22 protein-coding genes are annotated in these 20,298 nt (G+C 68.9%); 15 read left to right on the top strand and 7 right to left on the bottom strand.

The genetic code is table 11. The features are described 5' to 3' along the window. Positions 1-16 precede the first annotated feature (16 nt). Together AC04ME_RS11865 and AC04ME_RS11870 are read left to right on the top strand one after the other, a co-directional pair. Positions 17-877, top strand: coding sequence for a fumarylacetoacetate hydrolase family protein (locus AC04ME_RS11865; RefSeq protein ID WP_475435134.1), 861 nt, complete (start codon positions 17-19; stop codon positions 875-877). Continuing rightward, a complete protein-coding gene (locus AC04ME_RS11870; protein WP_042541366.1) occupies positions 859-1,632 on the top strand; it encodes an SDR family NAD(P)-dependent oxidoreductase in 774 nt (257 codons plus the stop codon). The genes AC04ME_RS11865 and AC04ME_RS11870 overlap by 19 nt, the downstream gene beginning before the upstream one ends. An 8-nt stretch (positions 1,633-1,640) precedes the next feature. Here AC04ME_RS11870 and AC04ME_RS11875 read toward each other — a convergent pair whose 3' ends face one another. Beyond that, complete coding sequence (locus AC04ME_RS11875; RefSeq protein WP_475435136.1) at positions 1,641-2,621, bottom strand: amidohydrolase family protein; 981 nt, start codon at positions 2,619-2,621, stop codon at positions 1,641-1,643. Between the two features lie 46 nt (positions 2,622-2,667). On the opposite strand from AC04ME_RS11875, the gene AC04ME_RS11880 reads away from it, so the two are divergent. Further along, complete coding sequence (locus AC04ME_RS11880) at positions 2,668-3,345, top strand: FadR/GntR family transcriptional regulator (protein ID WP_042541364.1); 678 nt, start codon at positions 2,668-2,670, stop codon at positions 3,343-3,345. Between the two features lie 16 nt (positions 3,346-3,361). Here AC04ME_RS11880 and AC04ME_RS11885 read toward each other — a convergent pair whose 3' ends face one another. Continuing rightward, positions 3,362-4,024 carry a transaldolase family protein gene (locus AC04ME_RS11885; RefSeq protein WP_475435138.1) on the bottom strand — a complete coding sequence of 221 codons (663 nt, stop codon included), beginning with the start codon at positions 4,022-4,024 and terminating at the stop codon, positions 3,362-3,364. A gap of 107 nt (positions 4,025-4,131) precedes the next feature. Between AC04ME_RS11885 and AC04ME_RS11890 the strand changes: the two genes are divergently transcribed. The 7 genes from AC04ME_RS11890 (at position 4,132) to AC04ME_RS11920 (ending at position 9,503) form a co-directional block, all read left to right on the top strand. After that, positions 4,132-5,082 (top strand): ribokinase, encoded by a 951-nt coding sequence (locus AC04ME_RS11890; RefSeq protein WP_042541361.1) that lies wholly within the window; start codon positions 4,132-4,134, stop codon positions 5,080-5,082. Between the two features lie 19 nt (positions 5,083-5,101). After that, on the top strand, positions 5,102-5,506 hold the full coding sequence (rbsD, locus tag AC04ME_RS11895) for a D-ribose pyranase (protein ID WP_042541360.1): 405 nt from the start codon (positions 5,102-5,104) through the stop codon (positions 5,504-5,506). Position 5,507: 1 nt separating this feature from the next. After that, the gene (locus AC04ME_RS11900) at positions 5,508-6,311 is read left to right on the top strand and encodes a GntR family transcriptional regulator (protein ID WP_042541358.1); all 804 of its coding nucleotides are present in this window, start codon (positions 5,508-5,510) and stop codon (positions 6,309-6,311) included. Positions 6,312-6,801: 490 nt separating this feature from the next. Next, complete coding sequence (locus AC04ME_RS11905; RefSeq protein WP_052492983.1) at positions 6,802-7,317, top strand: flagellar basal body-associated FliL family protein; 516 nt, start codon at positions 6,802-6,804, stop codon at positions 7,315-7,317. Positions 7,318-7,337: 20 nt separating this feature from the next. Further along, positions 7,338-8,396 (top strand): PLP-dependent cysteine synthase family protein, encoded by a 1,059-nt coding sequence (locus AC04ME_RS11910; RefSeq protein ID WP_079113657.1) that lies wholly within the window; start codon positions 7,338-7,340, stop codon positions 8,394-8,396. Between the two features lie 137 nt (positions 8,397-8,533). Next, the gene (locus AC04ME_RS11915; RefSeq protein ID WP_475435140.1) at positions 8,534-9,049 is read left to right on the top strand and encodes a glycine cleavage system transcriptional repressor; all 516 of its coding nucleotides are present in this window, start codon (positions 8,534-8,536) and stop codon (positions 9,047-9,049) included. Between the two features lie 10 nt (positions 9,050-9,059). Next, positions 9,060-9,503: an N-acetyltransferase family protein gene (locus AC04ME_RS11920; protein WP_475435142.1), complete on the top strand. Its 444-nt coding sequence runs from the start codon at positions 9,060-9,062 to the stop codon at positions 9,501-9,503. Positions 9,504-9,533: 30 nt separating this feature from the next. Here AC04ME_RS11920 and AC04ME_RS11925 read toward each other — a convergent pair whose 3' ends face one another. Next, on the bottom strand, positions 9,534-10,247 hold the full coding sequence (locus tag AC04ME_RS11925) for a FadR/GntR family transcriptional regulator (RefSeq protein ID WP_042541350.1): 714 nt from the start codon (positions 10,245-10,247) through the stop codon (positions 9,534-9,536). A 164-nt stretch (positions 10,248-10,411) separates the two neighbouring features. On the opposite strand from AC04ME_RS11925, the gene AC04ME_RS11930 reads away from it, so the two are divergent. The 4 genes from AC04ME_RS11930 (at position 10,412) to AC04ME_RS11945 (ending at position 14,901) form a co-directional block, all read left to right on the top strand. Beyond that, a complete protein-coding gene (locus AC04ME_RS11930) occupies positions 10,412-11,647 on the top strand; it encodes an aminotransferase class V-fold PLP-dependent enzyme (protein WP_475435144.1) in 1,236 nt (411 codons plus the stop codon). Positions 11,648-11,731: 84 nt separating this feature from the next. Continuing rightward, positions 11,732-13,045: an ABC transporter substrate-binding protein gene (locus AC04ME_RS11935; RefSeq protein WP_475435146.1), complete on the top strand. Its 1,314-nt coding sequence runs from the start codon at positions 11,732-11,734 to the stop codon at positions 13,043-13,045. 3 nt (positions 13,046-13,048) lie between these two features. Further along, positions 13,049-13,999, top strand: coding sequence for a carbohydrate ABC transporter permease (locus AC04ME_RS11940; RefSeq protein WP_042541346.1), 951 nt, complete (start codon positions 13,049-13,051; stop codon positions 13,997-13,999). Continuing rightward, positions 13,996-14,901, top strand: coding sequence for a carbohydrate ABC transporter permease (locus AC04ME_RS11945; RefSeq protein ID WP_197066066.1), 906 nt, complete (start codon positions 13,996-13,998; stop codon positions 14,899-14,901). Before AC04ME_RS11940 ends, AC04ME_RS11945 begins: the two co-directional genes overlap by 4 nt. 62 nt (positions 14,902-14,963) lie before the next feature. Here AC04ME_RS11945 and AC04ME_RS11950 read toward each other — a convergent pair whose 3' ends face one another. Continuing rightward, the gene (locus AC04ME_RS11950) at positions 14,964-15,977 is read right to left on the bottom strand and encodes an aldo/keto reductase family protein (protein ID WP_042541345.1); all 1,014 of its coding nucleotides are present in this window, start codon (positions 15,975-15,977) and stop codon (positions 14,964-14,966) included. Positions 15,978-16,046: 69 nt separating this feature from the next. Continuing rightward, positions 16,047-17,552 (bottom strand): aminotransferase-like domain-containing protein, encoded by a 1,506-nt coding sequence (locus AC04ME_RS11955; protein ID WP_475435148.1) that lies wholly within the window; start codon positions 17,550-17,552, stop codon positions 16,047-16,049. A gap of 19 nt (positions 17,553-17,571) precedes the next feature. On the opposite strand from AC04ME_RS11955, the gene AC04ME_RS11960 reads away from it, so the two are divergent. Beyond that, entirely contained in the window at positions 17,572-17,907 is a 336-nt protein-coding gene (locus AC04ME_RS11960; protein ID WP_475435150.1) for a hypothetical protein, read from the top strand. 87 nt (positions 17,908-17,994) lie between these two features. Here AC04ME_RS11960 and AC04ME_RS11965 read toward each other — a convergent pair whose 3' ends face one another. Continuing rightward, a complete protein-coding gene (locus tag AC04ME_RS11965) occupies positions 17,995-19,620 on the bottom strand; it encodes a DUF4407 domain-containing protein (RefSeq protein WP_475435152.1) in 1,626 nt (541 codons plus the stop codon). A 77-nt stretch (positions 19,621-19,697) separates the two neighbouring features. Next, positions 19,698-20,267 (bottom strand): TetR/AcrR family transcriptional regulator, encoded by a 570-nt coding sequence (locus tag AC04ME_RS11970; RefSeq protein ID WP_475435153.1) that lies wholly within the window; start codon positions 20,265-20,267, stop codon positions 19,698-19,700. Positions 20,268-20,298: the final 31 nt, after the last annotated feature.

Below are 20,298 nucleotides of genomic sequence, written 5' to 3' on the forward strand. Positions count from 1 at the left end.
AGTGATCAGGAGAGACATGAAGTTCGCACGGCTAGGCACTCCCGGCGCCGAGATCCCCGTCCTCGTCGACGGTGAGCGCTACCTCGACCTGAGGTCGGTGACATCCGATGTCAACGGCGACTTCCTCGCCGGTGAATTCCGCGCGCGGATCGACGCCGCCCTCGCCGCCGACGAGCTCCCCGTGCTCGAGGATGCCGCAGCGATGCGCATCGGAGCGCCTATCGCGCGCCCGAGCGCCGTCATCTGCATCGGCCAGAACTACGCGGCCCACGCCCGCGAGTCGGGCTCCGAGCCGCCGACCGTGCCGATCATGTTCCTCAAGACGCCGAACACGGTCGTCGGTCCGAACGATCCGGTCACGATCCCCCGCGGCAGCGAGAAGACCGACTGGGAGGTCGAGCTCGGCATCGTCATCGGTGCTCGCGCCGCCTACCTGGATTCACCCGACGATGCCGACGCGCACATCGCGGGCTACGTCACGGCGAACGACGTGTCCGAGCGCGCCTTCCAGATGGAGGTCTCCGGAGGGCAGTGGTCGAAGGGCAAGATCGCCCCCGGCTTCAACCCGACCGGCCCGTGGCTGGTCACCCCCGACGAGGTCGACGTCGACGATCTGCAGCTGCGCAGCTGGGTCAACGGCGACGCGCGACAGGACTCGAACACCGACGACATGATCTTCGACGTGCGTGTGATCGTGCACCACCTGTCGCAGTACGTCACTCTCGAGCCCGGCGACCTGATCCTCACGGGCACCCCGCAGGGCGTCGCGTTCGGCGGCAAGTTCCCGTACCTGAGGGCCGGCGACGTCGTCGAGATCGAGATCGAAGGGCTCGGGCACCAGCGCCAGGAGTTCGTGGCATGGGAGGCACAGAAGTGAGCAGCACACTCGACGGACTGGTCGCGATCGTCACCGGCGGCGCATCAGGAATCGGCGCGGCGGTCGCTGCCCGACTGCACGCCGACGGCGCCCAGATCGCGGTGCTCGATCGCGACACCTCAGGAGCGGATGCCGCGTTCGCCGCGTTCACGGCCGATGTGTCAGACCGCGCATCGGTGGATGCGGCCGTGGCCGCCGTCGCCGAGAGGTTCGGGCGCATCGACATCGTCGTCAACAACGCCGGGGTCGGCGCACAGGGCGACATCAGCGCGAACGACGACGACGAGTGGGCGCGAGTGCTCTCGATCAACGTCACCGGCATCGCCCGCGTCACCTCGGCAGCGCTGCCCTGGCTCAAGAGGTCGCCGAGCGCGGCCGTGTGCAACACAGCATCCATCGCCTCGACCACCGGGCTGCCGCAGCGCGCTCTGTACAGCGCGTCGAAGGGCGCCGTCTCGGCCCTGACGCGCGCCATGGCAGCCGACCACCTGCGCGACGGCATCCGCGTCAACGCCGTGAACCCCGGCACCGCCGACACCCCCTGGGTCGGGCGCCTGCTCGACTCGGCCTCCGACCCGGCCGCCGAGCGTGCCGCTCTCGAGGCCCGCCAGCCGCACGGTCGTCTGGTCTCGCCCGACGAGGTCGCAGCGGCTGTGGCCTACCTCGTGAGCCCCGCCGCGGGGTCGACCACCGGCACGTTCATCGAGGTCGACGGCGGCATGGCGCAGCTGCGCCTCCGCCCCGTCGGCAGCTGAGTCGGCCGCTACGCGCGGTCGCCCCGCAGCCATCCCAGGAAACCGCGACGAGGCCGCTCCTCCCGAGCGTCCTCGCGCGGGGGCCTGGCGCCGACGCGATAGAACTCCTCGGCGTTGCGCCACATGATCGCGTCGACGTCGTGTCCGCGGCGCTCGGCCCAGCCGCTCACGGCATCCGCCCACCGACTGCGCGCCGTGGGCTGGTACATCGGGGTTCCGTCTTCGTTGGCATACGGGTCGTCCGCTTCGGCGGGGCCGATGACCGAGACCGGCCAGTCACTGCCCCACATCAGTCGCTCGGCGCCGAACGCGTCGGCTGCGGCGTCGAGGAACGGATGCATCTGCTCAGCCGACCAGTCGCCCCCGGCCTCGGCCGGAAGCCCCGACAGCTTGCACCACACGTTCGGATGCCGTGCGAGGTCGTCGAGATCCCGCACCCATTCCATCGTCGGCGCGACCGGAGCATCCGCGGTGCCGACCTGCGGCTTGCCCAGGTGATCGAGCACGATCCGCAGCTCGGGCACTGCCCCCGCGAGACGGGCGACCTCGGGAAGCTGGGATGCACGGATGCAGGCGTCGAAGGCCCACCCGTGCGCTGCGACCTCGCGGGCGCCGGTCACGAAGGCGGCCGACACCGCCAGCCCGTCTGGCTCGCCCTGCAGGTTGTGCCGCACGCCGACCACGAGCGGCTCGGCCGCAAGGCCTTCAAGGTGGGCGGTCGTGTCGGTTCCGCGATCGAGACGAGCGCCGGCGACGATTCCGACCACTCCGATGCGGGCGGCCAGACTCGCCACCCAGCGCACCTCGTCGAGGAAGTCGTCTTCGATGGTCTCGGCCTGCACGAAGACCGCTCTTTCGGAGGTCGCGTTCCCTATTCGCGCGTGCTCGATCTCGGTCTCACCGAACAGCCAGGCGAGCGGGCCTTCGAGCCAGGTGTAGTGCAGAAGCTCGGGATCCCAGAGATGCAGGTGCGAATCGAGTACGCGCATGCCTCCATCCTGCCGCAGACATCCGATGAATGGTTAGGATGACGCCATGGCAGTGACTGACGACGCGATCGAGAAGATCAAGGCGATGATCGTCTCGGGCGAGCTCGCCCCCGGCGATCGGCTTCCTCCCGAGAAAGAGCTGTCCGAACGCCTCGGCCTGTCGCGCAACTCGATGCGCGAGGCGGTGAAGGCGCTCGAGGTGATCCGGGTGCTCGACGTGCGACGGGGCGACGGCACCTATGTCACCAGTCTCGAACCCCACCTGCTGCTCGAGGCGATCTCGTTCGTCGTCGACATGCACGACGACGACTCGATGCTCGAGATCTTCGCCGTGCGACGGATGCTGGAGTCGCAGGCGACCGGCCTCGCGGCCACCCTCGGCACCGACGAGGCGATCGCCGATCTCGAGCGCGAGGTCGAATCCATCGATTCGACGGTGAGCATCGAGGAGCTCGTCGAGCACGACATCCGCTTCCATCGCGAGATCGTCGGCATGGCGGGCAATGCCTATCTCGCCAGCCTCATCGAGCACCTGAGCAGCCAGACCGTGCGCGCCCGCGTGTGGCGGGGGCTCACCGAGGGCGGAGCCGTCGAGCGCACGCTGTCGGAGCATCGGGCGATCGCCGACGCCATCGCCCGCCGCGATTCGGGCCTCGCGACCTCGCTCGCCACCGCGCACATCGCCGGCGTCGAGCGGTGGCTGCGTCAGGCGGCCACCGCCTGAGAGCGATCGGCGCGCCTCAGGCCCCGAGTCGCACCATCGCCGCGTCGAACTCCGCCGCCGAGCTGTCGCTGACCCCGTGGAACAGCATCTGCTCGATCACGTCCGGTGCCGCGGTGAAGTACGGCACCCCGGCGAGACGCAGGCCGGTGATGTCGTCGGGCGACCGCAGGCTCGCGGCGAGCACGTTCGAATCGCTCCCCGCGCACATCCCCTGCATGCGGGCGATCACGGCGTCGCCGTCGATGCCGGCATCCCGCATGCGTCCGAGGTAGGGAGCGATGTACTGCGCGCCGATCGAGGCGCACACCAGCGCCTGGGCGACCGAGTACACGGCGGTGACGAGCACGGTCGCGCCGTCGCGCACCAGAGCGGATGCCGCGGCGAAACCGTCGCGCGTCGCGGGCACCTTCACGACCACCCGGTCGCCGAGCGCCCTGATGCCCTCGGCGTTGCGGAGCAAGGATGAAGCGTCGCCGCCCCACGTCTGGAAGAAGATCTCGCGTGCACCCTCGCCTGCCCAGCGGGCGTAGAGCTCGGGGATCTCGGCTGCGGTGCGACCGCCGCGCTCGAGGATCGTCGGGTTGGTGGTGACGCCGTGCACGACGCCCGCGGCGAGGAGCGACGAGACGCGGTCGACGTCCGCGCTGTCGACATAGAGACGGGGGGCCAGCGCGGTCATCGGGTCTCCTTGTGCACAACCTGTCGTTACAGGTTCGGATTCGGCTAATGTAATGACAGCCGCGGAGGATGTCAAAGCACCCCGCATCGACGACGATCAGGAGTGCCATGACAGCCGCCACCTCGCCCGATCGCACCGGCGTCGTCATCGTCGGCAGCGTGACCGCAGACGTGACGACCTTCTCGACCCGGCTCCCGGCCCGCGGCGAGACCATCCTCGGAGACGAGTTCACCCTGATGCTCGGCGGCAAGGGCGCCAACCAGGCCGTCGCGGCCGGTCGATCCGGAGCACGCACGAGCTTCGTCGGATGCGTCGGCGACGACCTCTTCCACGACCTCGTCGTCACCGGCCTGAGCGACGCCGGCGTCGATCTCGCCCACCTGCGCACCGTGCCCGGGCCGACCGGCATCGCCCACATCCGCGTCGACGCCTCGGCGCAGAACGACATCGTCATGGTGCCGCTCGCGAACGCCGCCCTGAGCACCGAGCAGATCGATGCGGCGCTCACCGCCCTCGCGCCCACCACCTCGGTGCTGCTCACTCAGCTGGAGACCCCGTCGGCCCTCACCGCGCACATCACGTCGCGGGGACGCGAGCACGGCATGACCGTCATCCTCGACCCGGCACCCGCCGCTCCGCTCGACGACGCGGTGTGGGCGAACATCGACATCGTGACCCCGAATGAGACCGAGGCCTCGGTGCTCAGCGGCATCGAGGTGACGGATGCCGCGTCCGCCGCGCTCGCGGGCCGCTGGTTCCTCGACCGCGGGGTCGACGCGGCCGTGATCACGCTCGCCGGTCAAGGCTCGTGCGTCGTGACGGCAGCCGGAGCATCCGTCATCCCCCCGTTCCCGGTCGAGGCCGTCGACACCACAGCCGCGGGCGACGCCTACGCCGGATATCTCGGTGCGGCGCTGGCGAACGGCCTGGAGCTGACGGATGCCGTGCGCATCGCCACGGCCGCCGGCGCGCTCGCCGTCACGAAGCAGGGCGCCTCGCCGAGCCTGCCGCTGCGCGCCGAGGTCGAGGCATTCCTGGCCGCACGAGACGCCCACTGACATCCCCCGAGGAGACATCATGCGCAAGACAGCGACGACCATCAACCCCGCCCTCTCGCGCGTGATCAGCGAGACCGGACACACCGACCTGCTGGTGGTGACCGATGCGGGGCTGCCGATTCCGCCGGGGTCCGAGCGCATCGACCTCGCCTACCGCCCCGGGGCGCCGGCGTTCTTCGACGTGCTCGACACCGTGCTCGCCGAGCTGGTCGTCGAGGGCGCGACCGTCTCTGCGGAGGTGGCCGAGAAGAGCCCCGAGGTGCTCGCCGCGCTGCGCGAGCGCTTCGCCGATCAGGATTTCGAGATCGAGCTGATCCCGCACGTCGAGTTCAAGAAGCTCACGCACTCGGCGCGCGCGTTCGTGCGCTCGGGAGAGTTCACCCCGTACGCGAATGTGATCCTGCACGCAGGGGTGGCGTACTGACATGAACGACACGATCGACCGCCACTCCGCGGCGCCCATGTACGACCAGCTGCGTCAGCTGATCATCGAGGGCATCTCGAGAGACGGCCTGCAGCCGGGCGACCCCCTGCCCGGCGAGCACCGCCTGTGCGAGCGCTATGGCATCTCCCGCACGGTCGTGCGTCAGGCGCTCGCCCAGCTCGAGCACGAGGGGCTCGTCGAGCGGGTCAAGGGAAAGGGCACTTTCGTGTCCCGCCCGCGCACCAGCGAGAGCCTCGTGCACACGCTGGTCGGTCTGTACGACGACGTCGAGCGCCGCGGCGGCCACGTGCACAGCGATGTGCTGCGGCACGAGCAGACCCTGGCCGACGACGAGATCGCGGCGGCCCTCGAGGTCGAGGTCGGCGCTCCCGTCGTGGTGCTCGACCGCCTCCGTCACGTCGACGGCGAACCGTGGTCGCTCTCCACGACCTGGATGCCGGATGCCGTCGGCGGCGTCACTCTCGGCGTCGACCTGTCGGAGCGATCCCTGTATCGGCTGCTCGCCGATCACGACATCGTGGCCACCAGCGGCGTCCGCTCCGCCGAGGCCACCGTCGCCACCCACGAGCAGGCGCAGTATCTCGGCGTGAGCGCCGGCTCGGCCCTGCTGCGGCTGCGCAGTGTGAGTCGTTCCGCCGACGGCATCCCGATCGAGTACTTCGTGGCCCACCACCGCGGTGACCGCTCGCGCTTCGAATTCCAGCTGCAGCAGGAGCAGTCGCACGCGTCGCTGCTGCACGTCGACGACGACGGCGGCACCTCGCGCGCCGGCACTGTTCGCTGACCGGCGCATCGATAGCAGAGTGCGCTGAGGCGGCTAGCCTGGCAGCGGAGCATGCGTCGCACCGGGCGACGCGAGCAGGGGGGCAGACACGATGGTCGACGACGCGCATCCACCGACTTCGGAACCCGAACCGGTCATCCCGCCGCCTACGGCTGCGGCTCCCGGTGTTCTCTCTTCGTCGGTCCCCCTGGCGCCGCCGCTGAGTGGGCCGCCCGCACCTCCCGGGTCGCCGCCGCCTGCACCCGGCGGGCCCGTCGCGCCGCCGCTGCCCCCGTATGCGTCGGGCCGGCAGCCGGGGCAGCACCCGCAGCAGCCGCCAGGGCAGTATCAGCAACAGGGCGGGAACTACCCGCCTCAGCAGCCCGCCTCGTATCCGGCCCCGTACCCGTACCCGGCGGGCCAGCAGGCTCCCGCTCCCTCTGGCGCGGCGTATCCGTACCCCTCCGCACCGCCGAGTCCTCCCTCGCGCTCGGGCAGGACCCTCGGCATCGTGATCGCGGCGGTCGCGGCATTCGTGCTGATCATCGCCGTCGGAGTCGGCGTGGCCGTGAGCCTGCTGATGAGTTCGCGCGAGCCGGTCGCCGCACCGATGCCCTCCGCGACGGCCGCGGCTCCCAGCGAGCCCTCCGACGACCCCTCCACCGAGGAGTCGCCGTCCGACGACCCGGGTGACGCCGACGCATCCGCGATCGCCGACGTCCTCCAGGCGAAGATCGACGAATACAAGCGGCTGCGCGACAGCGGAGCGCTGTGGCAGAGCATCCCCGACACCGAGTTCAACCGCACCGCCGTCTCGGCCTTCCTGTACTTCCTCACCGACATGAAGGTCGCGACGATCTGGGGCGTCGATGAGGCGCAGGCGCAGGAGTACGAGGAGCGGATGACGATGCTCGAAGAGCGCTTGCTCGCTGAACAGCCGCTCGGCGACGACATCCAGATCACGCTCGAAGACGAGGTCTTCACGTACGACGGCGAGACGGGCGAGGGCGGCTACACGGCCAGGTAGCGGGGCGTTACGCTCGAAGGATGAGCGACTGGACCAGCACCGCGATCGCCCTGCTGGAAGCCGACGCGAACCGCAGTGCCGACACGCACCTGCACCTGTTCCCGCTGCCGCCCGAGTGGGGCATCGATCTGTACCTGAAGGACGAGTCGGTGCACCCCACGGGGTCGCTCAAGCACCGTCTCGCGCGCTCGCTGCTCCTGTACGGACTCGTCAACGGCCGCATCACGGAGCACTCGACACTGGTCGAGTCGTCGAGCGGATCCACCGCCGTCTCGGAGGCGTACTTCGCGAGGATGCTGGGGCTGCCGTTCGTCACGGTCGTGCCGCGGTCGACGAGCCAGGAGAAGATCGACCTCATCGAGTTCTACGGCGGACGCTGCCACTTCGTCGACCGCGCAGAGGACATGTCTCCCGAGGCCCAGCGTCTCGCGTCCGAGTGCCACGGGCACTACCTCGACCAGTTCACCTTCGCCGAGCGCGCGACCGACTGGCGCGGCAACAACAACATCGCCGAGAGCGTGTTCAGCCAGCTGTCGCAGGAACGGCATCCGATCCCCCGCTGGATCGTCGTGGGTGCGGGCACCGGCGGCACCAGCGCGACCTTCGGGCGATACGTCAAGTACCGCCGCCACGAGACGCAGATCGCCGTCGTCGACCCCGAGGGCTCGGCCTTCTACGACGGATGGGCGGGAACCGTCGATCCGCCTCCCGGGCGCCCCAGCCGCATCGAGGGCATCGGCCGACCCCGCGTCGAGGCCTCGTTCGTGCCGACGGTGATCGACGAGATGATCCGCGTGCCCGATGCGGGGTCGATCGCCGCGATCCGGATGCTGCGCGAGCGCACCCTGCACCTCGCCGGAGGCTCGACCGGCACCAACCTGTACGGGGCGTTCCAGCTGATCGCGCGCATGCGCGCGGCGGGCGAGACCGGCAGCATCGTCACGCTGATCTGCGACAGCGGCATCCGCTACGCCGGCACGTACTTCAACGACGAGTGGGTCGCGCAGCAGGGCTGGGACCTCGCCCCGCACCGCGAGCGCCTCGATCGCTTCCTCGACACCGGCGACTGGGTCGACTGACCGGGGTTCGGCTCACCGGGGTTCGACTGACCTGCCGTTCGCAACTCAGCATGGACACGCCGAATCGGCCACCTGGCCACGGTCTTCGGGTGCTTTCCGAGCGATGATGCTGAATTGCGAACGGCTACGCTGGCCGCATGACTACTCTCATCCTCACTGTCGCGGGTGCTGATCGCCCAGGTCTCGTCGCTGCCGTCGCCGATGTCGTCGAGGCCCACGGCGGCAACTGGGAGAACAGCTCGCTGGCCGAGCTCGCCGGAACATTCGCCGGCGTGATCGAGGTATCGGTCGCATCGGAGCGCACGGACGAACTGCAGGATGCCCTGCGCGGCTTGCAGGGCCAGGGGCTCCTGACCCTCGCGGTTCTCACCGGCTCCCCGGCGGACACGGACGCCGAGGACCAGATGCTCGAGATCCGGGTGCTCGGCAACGACCGTTCGGGCATCGTCCGCGAGGTCTCGAACGTGCTGAGCGCGCACGACCTGAGCATCGAAGAGCTGGCGACCGAGACCCGGGATGCCGCGATGGCCGGCGGCCGCCTGTTCGAGGCGTCCGTGATCGCACGGGTACCCGCGTCGGTCGACCTCGACGCCCTGCGCCGTGACCTCGAACGCATCGCCACCGAGATCCAGGTCGACATCACCCTCGCCTGACACGTCACCCATGGCCGACGGAATCAGCATCTCGATCGCGGACCGCCTCACAGCGGATGACCTTCGCCGGATCGAGGCACTTCTCCCTCAGCTCTCGGCGACCGCTCGATTCGACTCCGAACGAGTGCTCTCGTTGCTCCAGGCGCAGAACACCGACCTGTTCGTCGCGCGCGAGTCAGGCCGCATCGTGGGAATGGCCACCCTCGTGACGGCCCCGCTCATCACCGGATGGCACGGCAGCATCGAAGACGTCGTGGTCGATCAGAGCACCCGTGGACGAGGCATCGCACGCCTGCTGCTCGAAGCGATCATCGACGAGTCGCAACAGCGGGGGCTGCCGACACTCGACCTGACGTCCCGACCGTCTCGCGAATCGGCGTTGCGCCTCTACGAGTCCGTCGGCTTCGTCCAGCGCGACACGAATGTGCTGCGCTTCGCACCGCAGGGAGACTGAATCGAGGCGAGCATCGCGACCCCGCCGAACTCAGTCCGGCTCGACGGCCGACCCCTCGGCGACGATGTCGGTCTCGGTGTACCGCCGCACCCAGTACTCGGTCTGCGCGACGTGTGCGGATGCCGCAGCCGAGGCCGCGACGGGATCCGCCGCCGCGAGCCCGCGGAGTATCGCGCGGTGCCCGGCGTCCGAGTGCAGCTTCAGCTCGGCCGCGTCACCGGCATCCGGAATCCGATATGCCCGCGATCGTGAGCGCAGCACGTCGATGAGACTCGTGAGGGCGTCATTGCCGGCGACCTCGGAGATCGTCATGTGGAAGGCGTGGTCGAGGCGCGAGTGGTCCTCGAAGTCGTCGCTGGCCTCGATCTCATCGAGCACGCCGCTGAGCTCCTCGAGGGTTGCGGCATCGATGCGGGCCGCGGCGAGCGCGGCGGCATGCGGTTCGAGCACGCGACGCAGCTCGGTCAGCTCGAGCACTCCGGCCATGGGCAGCAACCCGACCGTGAGGGACAGACTGCCGATCAGGTCGGCGGCGCGCAGTTCGCTGACGTAGCTGCCGGAGCCGTGGCGGGTCTCGAGCACTCCGAGTGCGGCCAGCATGCGGATGGCTTCGCGCAGGGATCCTCGCGAGACACCGAGCGTCTCGCACAGTTCGCCCTCGCTCGGCAGACGGTCGCCGGGGCGCAGGGCCCCGTCGGCGATCAGCGCACGCAGCCCGTGCAGAGCCGTATCCAAAGCGCTCATCGTGATCCTCTCTGACACCGGCCACTCCCCTGCGAGTCTGTCGGACGCGCGCTCTTCATCAAATTCGTATGACAACTATGTTTCATCTTCACCTTTCCATAGCCATATCGGAACCTCTGTGGCAAAGTTGTGCAACAACTCCCCCACTGCACCGACGAGGACCGATGCCTGCACCACTCTTCCCCGCACCGCTCACGCTGAACTCCGGCATCCGAGCCCGTGATGCGTGGCCGCTCGATCCCGACGTGATCCATCTGAACCACGGCTCTTTCGGCGCAGTCCCCACCGCCGTCGTCGAACAGCAGGATGCGCTGCGCCGCCGCGCCGACCTGAGCCCGGTCGAGTGGTTCCCCCGCATCGCCGAGCGCGTGCAGCAGGCCCGCGAGCGCACCGCACCGTTCGTGGGCGCCTACGCTGAAGACAGCGTCTTCGTCCCCAACGCCTCGGCCGCGGCCACCGTCGTCTACAACGCCCTGCACCTCGAGCGCGGCGACGAGATCCTCGTGACCGACCAGGGCTACGGCGCGATCACGATGGGGGCGCAGCGTCTGGCCCGTCGCTTCGGAGCATCCGTCCGCGCCGTCGAGCTGCCGCTGCTCGCCTCCGACGACGAGGTCGTGCAGCGCTTCGCCGACGCGCTCACCCCGAGCACTCGCCTGATCGTGGTCGACCAGATCACCTCCCCCACGGCCCGGATGCTGCCGACGCGCCGCATCGCCGAGCTCGCCGCCGAGCGCGGCATCCGCACGCTCGTCGACGGCGCCCACGCCCCCGGTCTCGTCGCGGATGCCGCGGCTGTCGCCGGCGGCGACTGGTGGTTCGGCAACCTGCACAAGTGGCCCTGCGCCCCGCGCGGTTCGGCGCTGCTCGTCACGACCGCACCCGATCGCGACGACCTCTGGCCGCTCATCGACTCGTGGGCCGCGAACGAGCTCTACCCCGAGCGCTTCGACACCCAGGGCACGATCGACGCGACGACCTACCTGGCCACCCCCGCGTCGATCGAGTTCATCGAGCGCGAGTTCGGCTGGCACAACGCCCGCCAGGCGATGGTGCAGATGGCGGATGCCGGTGCCGAGATCATCGCTGAAGGCCTGCGCCCCTACGGCGACGAAGACCCCCTCACCCCGCTGCCCTCGCCCGTGCCGTCGATGCGGCTCGTGCGTCTGCCGCTCGGACTCGGATCCACACGGGAAGAGGCCGACGCCCTGCGCATGGATCTGCTCGACGAGACCGGCGTCGAGACCGCGTTCACCAGCTTCCGCGGCGTCGGCTACTTCCGCCTGTCGGCGCACCTCTACACCGAGGCGTCGGACTTCGAGGCCTTCGTCGAGCGCTGCATCCCGCAGATCCTCCGCCGAGCCGGCATCCGCACCCCCGACTCGATCATCGTCTCCTGACCCGACCACCTGCTCCACCCACCACCCGATCCACACCCACCCGACCCACCCGACCCACCACCATCACCAACTGAGAGGCACCTCGTGAAGAAGAACAGAATCTTGACGACCGCCGCGGGAATCGGCACCGTCGCCGCGCTCGCGCTCACCGGCTGTTCCGCAAGCGGCGGCGAATCCGCCGACGGCACCGTCACCCTGCAGATGGTCGAGAGCCTGACCAACCCTGCACGCACCGACCTGCTCCGCGGGCTCCTCGACGATTTCGAGAAGGCGAACCCCGACATCAAGGTCAAGCTCGTCTCGCCGCCCACCGAGCAGGCGGATGCGAAGATCCAGCAGATGCTGCAGTCCGGAAAGGGCGTCGACATCCTCGAGGTCCGCGACATCACGGTCGGCCCGTTCGCCAACAACGGCTGGCTGCACGACATCTCGGGCGACCTCGAGAAGTGGGACGGCTGGGACGCCCTGACCGACAACGCCCAGGCTGCGTCGGTGGCCACCGACGGCAAGAGCTACTTCGTGCCCTACGGCTTCTACGGCCTGTCGCTCTTCTACCGCACCGACCTGGTCGAGGAGGCCGGCTTCGACGGTCCCCCGCACAGCTGGAAGGACCTGCTCGAGCAGGCCAGCGCCATCCAGGACCCGTCGAACAACATCTACGGCTACGCGTTCCGCGGGGGTGCGAACGCGAACAGCAACGTGGTCGCGGCGATCGAGGCCTACACGATCGACGGCCTCGACGTCGATGACGCGTTCCTCATGGAGGACGGATCGACGATCTTCGCCGCCCCCGAGGCGCAGGAGGCCGTCGATGACTACTTCGACCTGTTCAAGGAGGCCTCCCCGCCCTCGGCCGTCTCGTGGGGCTACCCCGAGATGGTCGCAGGCTTCACCAACGGCACCACGGCGTTCCTGCTGCAGGACCCCGAGGTCATCGCCACGGTGCAGGACTCGTCGCTGACCGAAGACCAGTGGGACACCGCTCCGCTGCTCGTCGGCCCGTCGGGCAAGGCCGCGCAGCCGCTGGCCGTCGCCGGCTGGGGTGTCGCCGAGAACAGCGAGCACCAGGATGCCGCAGTCAAGCTCGTCGAGTTCCTCTCGTCGGCCGAGCCCGCGACCGAGTTCGCCCAGGCCAACAGCCTCGTGCCGATCATCTCGGATGCCGCGGACGACGAGTTCTACTCGACCGGCCCGTGGACCAGCTACGTCACCATGACGGAGGATCCCGAGACGTACGTGAACGTGCGTCAGCCGCGTGGCGTCAGCTGGTGGACCGAGTGGATCCAGAAGTCCGACCAGGATGTGCAGAACGTGCTGCTCGGCAACATGTCGACCAGCGAGCTGCTCGAGTCGTGGGATGCCTTCTGGACCGAGAAGTACGCAGCGGAAAAGGGCTGATCCGTGACCCGGACCGCTCTCGAAGGGGGCTCCGTCGGCACCGCCGGCGGGGCCTCCCCGGCATCCCGCCGGCGCCGCCCGTTCCGTGGCCGCCACGCGCTGACGCTGCTGGCCTTCATGGCCCCGGCGATCGTGTTCGTGTGCTGGTTCACCTACTGGCCCATGCTGCAGGGCGCACGCATGGCCTTCCACGACTGGAACCTGTGGGATCTCACGTCTACCCCTTGGGTGGGCTTCGACAACTTCGTCACCGTCTTCCAGGACCCGGCGTTCCCCGTCGTCGCGTGGAACTCGGTGCTCTGGGTGGTCGGCTCGCTCGTGCCGCAGCTCGTGATCGGGTTCCTGATCGCGCTCGCGCTGCGCAAGCGGTTCCGCTTCCGCGGGCTCTACCAGGCCCTCGTGTTCTTCCCGTGGGCGGTGTCAGGATTCCTGATCGGGATGCTCTTCCGCTGGATGTTCAACGCGGAGTTCGGCGTCGTGAACGACCTGCTCATGAAGGTCGGTCTGATCGACGCCCCGCTCCCCTGGCTGGCCGATCCGAAGCTCGCGATGTTCGCGGTCATCGTGGCCAACATCTGGTACGGCGTGACGTTCTTCGCGATCATGATCCTCGCCGCGCTCCAGTCGGTGCCTGACGAGATGCTCGAGGCCGCGAGCCTCGACGGCGCCGGCAAGGTCCGGCAGCTGTTCTCGATCATCATCCCGTACATCTCGATGACGCTGTTGCTCACGATCCTGCTGCGCATCATCTGGATCTTCAACTTCCCCGACATCATCTACGCGATGACGAACGGCGGGCCGGCGAACCAGACGCACATCGTCACGACGTGGATGATCAACTACACCCAGCAGGGCAACTACGGCATCGCGAGTGCGATCGGACTCATCGTGGTCGCGTTCCTGTTCGTGTTCTGCGCGTTCTACCTGATGGCGATGCGGAAGGTGCAGCGATGACCATCACCGGCACAACAGTCACCGAGACCCGTCGTCTCACCGTTCCCGACATCGCGAAGGCACCGCGACCTGCGCGCAAGGTGTCGGTCGGCGGCGTCGTGCGTGTGGTCGGGCTTCTGCTCTGGCTCGTCATCACGCTGTTCCCGCTGTACTGGATCGCGCTGACGTCGTTCAAATCGCCGGGCACGATCAACTCGTTCCCGATCGAGTACTGGCCGTCAGAGCCCTCGTTCGACAACTACGTCAGTCTGTTCCAGCAGAGCTCGTTCGGGGTGTTCCTCGCCAACTCCGCGATCGTGGCGACGATCGCGGGCGCGGTGGCGACGCTGATCGCGCTGCTGAGCGCCTACGTGATCGCCCGCTTCGAGTTCCGCGGCAAGGGCACGGTGCTGGTCGCGTTCCTGCTGACGCAGATGATCCCGGCGTTCATCGCGCTCGGCCCGCTGTACTCGATGATGACCGACCTCGGCCTGGTCGACACCAAGCCCGGTCTGATCCTCGTGTACATTGCGGTCTGCATCCCGTTCTCCACCGTGATGCTGCGCGGGTTCTTCGAGAACGTCCCCGACGCCCTCGAAGAGGCGGCGATGATCGACGGATGCTCGCGCTTCGGCGCTCTGTTCCGGGTGCTCGTGCCGGTGATGACCCCCGGCATCATCGCCGCGTTCATCTTCAACTTCGTCAACTGCTGGAACGAGCTGTTCCTGTCGGTCGTGCTCATGAACACCGATGAGAACCGCACGGTGCCGTCGGCGCTGAACGGCTTCATCTCGACGTTCAACATCGACTGGGGTTCGATGTCGGCGGCCGCCGTGCTGACGATTCTGCCGACGATGGTGATGTTCGCTCTCGCGAGTCGCTGGATCGTGCAGGGACTGACAGCCGGAGCCGTCAAGGAGTAATCGCTCCCGCGCATGACGAAGGCCGCCGTTCATTTCGAACGGCGGCCTTCGTCATGCGGTCATCAGACCAGGCGCGCCTTCGGCGACACCGAGTAGGTGGCCTCGGCGTCGCGGTTGACCGTGTCGCCCAGTGCGGCGTCGATGGCCGCGAGGGTGTCGGCGTCGAGCGTGACACCCGAGGCCTTGACCGTCTCGGCGAGCTGCTCGGGGCGCGAGGCTCCGACGAGAGCGGCGGCGACGTTCGGGTTCTGCAGCACCCACGCGATCGCGAGCTGCGGCATCGACAGGCCCGCCTCTTCGGCGATCGGCTTGAGCTTCTGCACCGCGGTGAGGATGTCATCCTGCAGGAAGCTCTTGATGAACTCCGAGCCGCTGTGCGGGTCGGTCGCGCGCGAGCCCTCGGGCACCGGCTGGCCCGGAAGGTACTTGCCCGACAGCACGCCCTGCGCCATCGGCGACCAGACGATCTGCGAGATGCCGAGCTCTTCGGAGGCCGGCACGACCTTGCCCTCGATCACGCGGTGCAGCATCGAGTACTGCGGCTGGTTCGAGATCAGCTGCACGCCGAGCTGCTTCGCGAGCGCGTGGCCCTCCTGCAGCTGCTCCGCCGTCCACTCCGAGACGCCGATGTAGAGCGCCTTGCCCTGACGGACGACGTCGGCGAACGCCTGGAACGTCTCCTCCAACGGGGTCTCGTAGTCGAAGCGGTGCGCCTGGTAGAGGTCGACGTAGTCGGTGCCGAGGCGCGTCAGCGAGCCGTTGATCGACTCGAGGATGTGCTTGCGGCTCAGTCCGGTGTCGTTCGGGCCCTTGGGACCTGTGGGGAAGTAGACCTTCGTGAAGATCTCGAGTCCTTCGCGGCGCTGCCCTTCGAGCGCCTTGCCGAGCACGACCTCCGCCGCCGTGTTGGCATACGTGTCTGCCGTGTCGAACGTGGTGATGCCGGCGTCGAGCGCCGCGTGCACCGTCTTGACGGCGGCGTCGTCTTCGACCTGAGAAGCGTGCGTGACCCAGTTGCCATAGGTGATCTCAGAGACCTTGAGACCGCTGTTGCCGAGATAGCGATAGTTGACCATGCAACAACGCTACCGGCCCCCGCAGACACCGGGCCCGGATCTTCGTGACCGGTCTCACAACAGCAGGTGTCAGGCCGACGGTGCTGCTATGAGAGCATCCCGATACTCCCGCCACGCCACGCCCAGTCGGCGCACCCCCTCGGTGAGCACGTCGTCGGGCGCAGTGAACGGGATGCGGATGTGATCGTCAGGCAGAACGGATGCCGCGAACGCCGCGCTTCCGGCGATCGACACCCCGTGCACGGCCGCGATCCGGGAGAAGGCGCCGGCCGACCCCACCGGCAGGGCGGCCCAGAGGGAGAGCCCACCGCGAGGCTCGATCCAGCGCCAGTCGGGCAGGTGCTCGGCCAGCAGCGACCGCACGAGCGTCAGACGCTCTCCGTGGATGCGGCTGGTCGCGGTCCGCAGGTCGACAGCCTTCCCGAGCAGGTCCAGTGCGAGGAGCTGACCGGGCACACTCGTCGACTGGTCGGCGAGCTGGCGCGCCGCGCGCAGTCTGCGCACGAGAACGGGGTCGGCCCGCAGCCAGCCGATCCTCAGTCCCGCCCACGCCCACTTCGACACCGACTCGACGACGATGATCGGCGCATCGGCGCGTTCCGCCGCCAGCGTCGGCGGCACGACGCCGTCGAACGAGATGCCCGCGACCACCCTGTCTTCGATGACGGGAACTCCGTACTGCGCGGCCAGTTCGGCGACGCGATGTCTCGCGGCCGCAGGGAGTCTGGTGCCCGTGGGGTTCTGGTGGTGGGGGTTGAGGGCGATCGCGACCGGGCGCAATCGGGCGATCGCGACCTCGAGCGCATCGACGTCGAGCCCGTCATGCCCCATCGGGATGCCGTGCACCACGCCTCCGCGAAGGCCGACCGAGTCGGTGACCCCCGGCCAGGTCACCTCCTCGGCGAGCACCACGTCGCCGGGGCTGACCAGCGCATTGATCACGAGGCTGATCGCCTGCTGCGCGCCGTGGGTGACCAGGATCTGCTCGCGCGTCGTCGGCGTCCCCTCCGCGCAGTACATCTCGGCGATCAGCTCGCGCAGCGCAGGCAGCCCGGCGGGGTCGGTCTCGGGGAGCAGGGCGAGTTCGAGCCGCGGTCGGTGCTCGCGGATCAGCTGGACGGCGAGATCGGAGAGCTGCGGCACGGTGCGCAGCAGATCGATCGTGTTCGGCGACGCCGAGAAGAGCGCCTCTCCGCGCCCTGGCCGCTGCGCGGATGCGATCGCCGGCGTCGCGACTCCGGCGACCCTCGTGCCGCTGCCCTGACGCCGGTCGACGAGCCCGCGTTCGGCGAGGTCCGCGTAGGCCGCGACGACCGTGCCCCGAGAGACCGCGCTCGCTGCGGCGAACCCGCGCTCCGCCGGAAGCCGGTCACCCGCCCGCAGCTCGCCGCCCGAGATGAGAGCGGCCACGCCGTCAGACAGCCGCGCCGCCAGAGTGCCCTCGCCCTGAGTCCATCGACCGAGTCGAGCAGCCAGGACCTCCGCCGACACCTCGCCCGATCGCACGAGAGGAGCGACTCCACCGGCCGATCGCTGGGCCACTGGCCGGTCATTGGCTCTGTCGATGATGCTCATGGCATCCGATTCTGGACCAATGACCACACCAATCACCATGAAATCTCAGGATCTTGAGCCAATATCCCCCGAATGGACCATTCGCGAGCTCGTCGAATGGCTCTCAGAGGATTCTCGCCAGCATGACCCGGCGCTCCGCCGGCCGCTGATGCTCGTCGAGACGGCGCTGACCGGTGCCACCTGGAAGGGAGAGCCGTCGACGGTCGCGCTGATCCGCTCGCTCGCCGCGGCTGTGCACACGCAGGGCGCTCTCCGGGTCCGTGACGTCATCTCGACTGCGGCGATGACCGCACGCCCCGTCGAACAGGTCCGGCTCCGCGAACTCGCCACCCGGCTGCGGGTGCACGCGGCCTGAACCGGTCAGCGGCCACCGCCGCACTCGTGCCGGTCGAGCGCGTGCGGAACCGGCACGAACCGCGACCGGAACGCACGTCCCACGAACTCAGGCGCGCGACTCGACCAGCTGCTCCTGCTCCTCGAGCGTCTGGGCCTGCGCACGCTTCTCCGCGAGCTCGCGCTCCTCGGCCTGCGCCCGCTCCTGCTCCGCCTGCTCGGCTTCCTTGCGCTCGGCCCGCGTCTGCGGCTCGGCGGGCGACGCATCCGCCTGGATCCCATGCGACTGCACGGTCACGATCGCCGCCCTGTCGCGGAATCCCTCGGCCGTCACCTTGTCGAGTGCGACCTGCCTGCGGATCGCGGCGGCCTTCTCGTAGAGCGACGGGTCGCCGTACGACGTGAGCACCTTCACGAGCACCGGCAGCAGCTCGATCATGAAGAACAGCGCGGCGATCAGGATGTGCGCCCACAGGATCGTCGGCTCCTTCTCGCTCAGGCGGTTGAGGCCGCTGATCTGGCTCAGCAGACCGATCGCTCCCGCATTGCCGGATGCGACGGATTCGGCCCGCGCGTTGTACGCATCGAGCGCGGCGTCGTAGGTGTCGCGCGCAGCGGGCAGCTGCGACTGCGCCTCTTCGCGGTTCTGCGTCTCCGACGTGCTGGTGTTCTCCTTGGCGGCGGTGCCGGCGGCGGCGAGTTCCTCGTTGGCGGTGCGCAGCTGCGCGGCGAGCGCGTCATAGGTCTGCTGCGCCTCGGCCAGCTGGGCCTCGGCGGCATCCGAGCTCGCGCCCTCGCCGTTCACGCCGGTGCAGCCGGGAACCGTGCCCGCGCCCTCACCCGTGAGCTCGCACTGGTACAGGATGCGGGCCTGATCGATCACGGCCTGCTGGGCGGTCATCTTGGCGGTGAGGTCGTCGACCGTCGCCTGAGCGGCGGATTCCGTCGCAGACGACGAGTCGGTGCCGGCGACGATGCCGGTGGCGGCCTGGTTCTCGAGCTCGGCGACGCGGTCGGATGCCGCATCCAGCGCCTTCTTCTCGGGGCCCGTCTCCAGTGCCTCCTGGTCGGACTGCGCCTGCGTGATGTTCGTGGCGGCGACCTCGCGGGCGATGTCGTTGTGGAAGATCTGCAGCACGAGCGGCTCGGCGACGACGAAGCCGATGATCGCGGCCATGATCACTCGCGGGATCGCGAGTCCGATGAGCTTCCAGACATTGCGCGTCGACGTCATGGTCGACGTCAGGAACCGGTCGAGGTTGAAGATGATGAGCGCCCAGACGACCGCCAGCGGCACGGCCAGCCAGATCGCGGCCTGCACTCCGGTGGTCAGCGCGAACAGCATCGAGATCGCCGAGACCAGCGCGGTGCCGGCGAGCACGAAGAACATCTGCACGAAACGAGGCGTCTCGCCCGGAACGCGGTCGAGGATCTCGCCTTCGGCCCCGCCGAGGATCGCGAGCTTCCGCAGTCGCGAACCCGGCACGCGCGGTGTGCGCTCACGGGGCTGACGGCGGGGCTTCGGCTCGCGCGCAGGCTCGGTGGATGCTGCGGCATCCCGCTCGCCCTCTGTCGCCGGCGCAGAGTCGACCGTGTCCGGCGCCTGCAGATCGGCGCCGGTGGGCTCGTACTCGCGAAGGAAGTCGAGGTCGTCCGTGTCAGCGTTCGGGTCGCTGTCGAGGATGATTCGACCCTGCGAGTCGAACCGGCCGGGGCGGTGGGCAGAATAGGGCATCCCGACAATCTACGAAACGTCGCCTGTGGATAACGTGCACGAACCCTGTGCTTCCGCCGCTCCGCCCGCAGAACCGGTCAGTTCCGCAGCATGCGGGCGAGCGAATCCGCGCTCGCGGCGAGCGCGTCGTCGAGCGAGAAGTGCCCTGCGGCGCACAGGGTTCCGAGACCGTGCACGAGCCCCCAGACGCCGGTGACGCCGCTCTTGCTGTCCAGCCCCGCGGCGACGTATGCGGTCGACAGCAGCTCTTCGAGCTCGGCGATCAGCGGGGCCATCGTCTCGCTCGGCTCGCCGGGGATGCAGACGGTCGGGTCGTAGATCACGTCGAAGCCGTGCGGATGCTCGACGGCGAAGCGGATGTACGCAGCGCCGCCGTCGATCGCAGCCGATGCCGGGTCGGATGCCGCCTCGATCGCCACGCGCACCGCGGTGACGAGGTCGGCCATGCTCCGCTCGGCGAGCACCTTGAGCAGCCCCCGCCGGTCGGAGAAGTGGTGGTACGGGGCGTTGTGGCTCACATCGGCGGCGCGGGCGACCTCACGCAGGCTGATCTCCCCCGCCGGCTTCTCGGCGAGCAACTGCATCGCCGCCGCCTCGAGGGCGTGGGCGAGGTCGCCGTGGTGGTACCCCGATCGAGAACTTGACACAAGCAACATTGTTACCTATCTTGACAGTGTC

The sequence above is a fragment of the Microbacterium sp. LjRoot205 genome, from assembly GCF_056175745.1.

Bases quoted from the DNA above. Each gene is read 5' to 3' on its own strand.
- AC04ME_RS11875 (WP_475435136.1), bottom strand. From the start codon at position 2,621: ATGCGCGTACTCGATTCGCACCTGCATCTCTGGGATCCCGAGCTTCTG.
- AC04ME_RS11930 (WP_475435144.1), top strand. From the start codon at position 10,412: ATGCCTGCACCACTCTTCCCCGCACCGCTCACGCTGAACTCCGGCATC.
- AC04ME_RS11865 (WP_475435134.1), top strand. From the start codon at position 17: ATGAAGTTCGCACGGCTAGGCACTCCCGGCGCCGAGATCCCCGTCCTC.
- AC04ME_RS11885 (WP_475435138.1), bottom strand. From the start codon at position 4,024: ATGACCGCGCTGGCCCCCCGTCTCTATGTCGACAGCGCGGACGTCGAC.
- AC04ME_RS11920 (WP_475435142.1), top strand. From the start codon at position 9,060: ATGGCCGACGGAATCAGCATCTCGATCGCGGACCGCCTCACAGCGGAT.
- AC04ME_RS11945 (WP_197066066.1), top strand. From the start codon at position 13,996: ATGACCATCACCGGCACAACAGTCACCGAGACCCGTCGTCTCACCGTT.
- AC04ME_RS11915 (WP_475435140.1), top strand. From the start codon at position 8,534: ATGACTACTCTCATCCTCACTGTCGCGGGTGCTGATCGCCCAGGTCTC.
- AC04ME_RS11950 (WP_042541345.1), bottom strand. From the start codon at position 15,977: ATGGTCAACTATCGCTATCTCGGCAACAGCGGTCTCAAGGTCTCTGAG.
- AC04ME_RS11965 (WP_475435152.1), bottom strand. From the start codon at position 19,620: ATGCCCTATTCTGCCCACCGCCCCGGCCGGTTCGACTCGCAGGGTCGA.
- AC04ME_RS11960 (WP_475435150.1), top strand. From the start codon at position 17,572: ATGACCACACCAATCACCATGAAATCTCAGGATCTTGAGCCAATATCC.
- AC04ME_RS11890 (WP_042541361.1), top strand. From the start codon at position 4,132: ATGACAGCCGCCACCTCGCCCGATCGCACCGGCGTCGTCATCGTCGGC.
- AC04ME_RS11925 (WP_042541350.1), bottom strand. From the start codon at position 10,247: ATGAGCGCTTTGGATACGGCTCTGCACGGGCTGCGTGCGCTGATCGCC.
- AC04ME_RS11955 (WP_475435148.1), bottom strand. From the start codon at position 17,552: ATGAGCATCATCGACAGAGCCAATGACCGGCCAGTGGCCCAGCGATCG.
- AC04ME_RS11880 (WP_042541364.1), top strand. From the start codon at position 2,668: ATGGCAGTGACTGACGACGCGATCGAGAAGATCAAGGCGATGATCGTC.
- AC04ME_RS11910 (WP_079113657.1), top strand. From the start codon at position 7,338: ATGAGCGACTGGACCAGCACCGCGATCGCCCTGCTGGAAGCCGACGCG.
- rbsD (WP_042541360.1), top strand. From the start codon at position 5,102: ATGCGCAAGACAGCGACGACCATCAACCCCGCCCTCTCGCGCGTGATC.
- AC04ME_RS11870 (WP_042541366.1), top strand. From the start codon at position 859: ATGGGAGGCACAGAAGTGAGCAGCACACTCGACGGACTGGTCGCGATC.
- AC04ME_RS11900 (WP_042541358.1), top strand. From the start codon at position 5,508: ATGAACGACACGATCGACCGCCACTCCGCGGCGCCCATGTACGACCAG.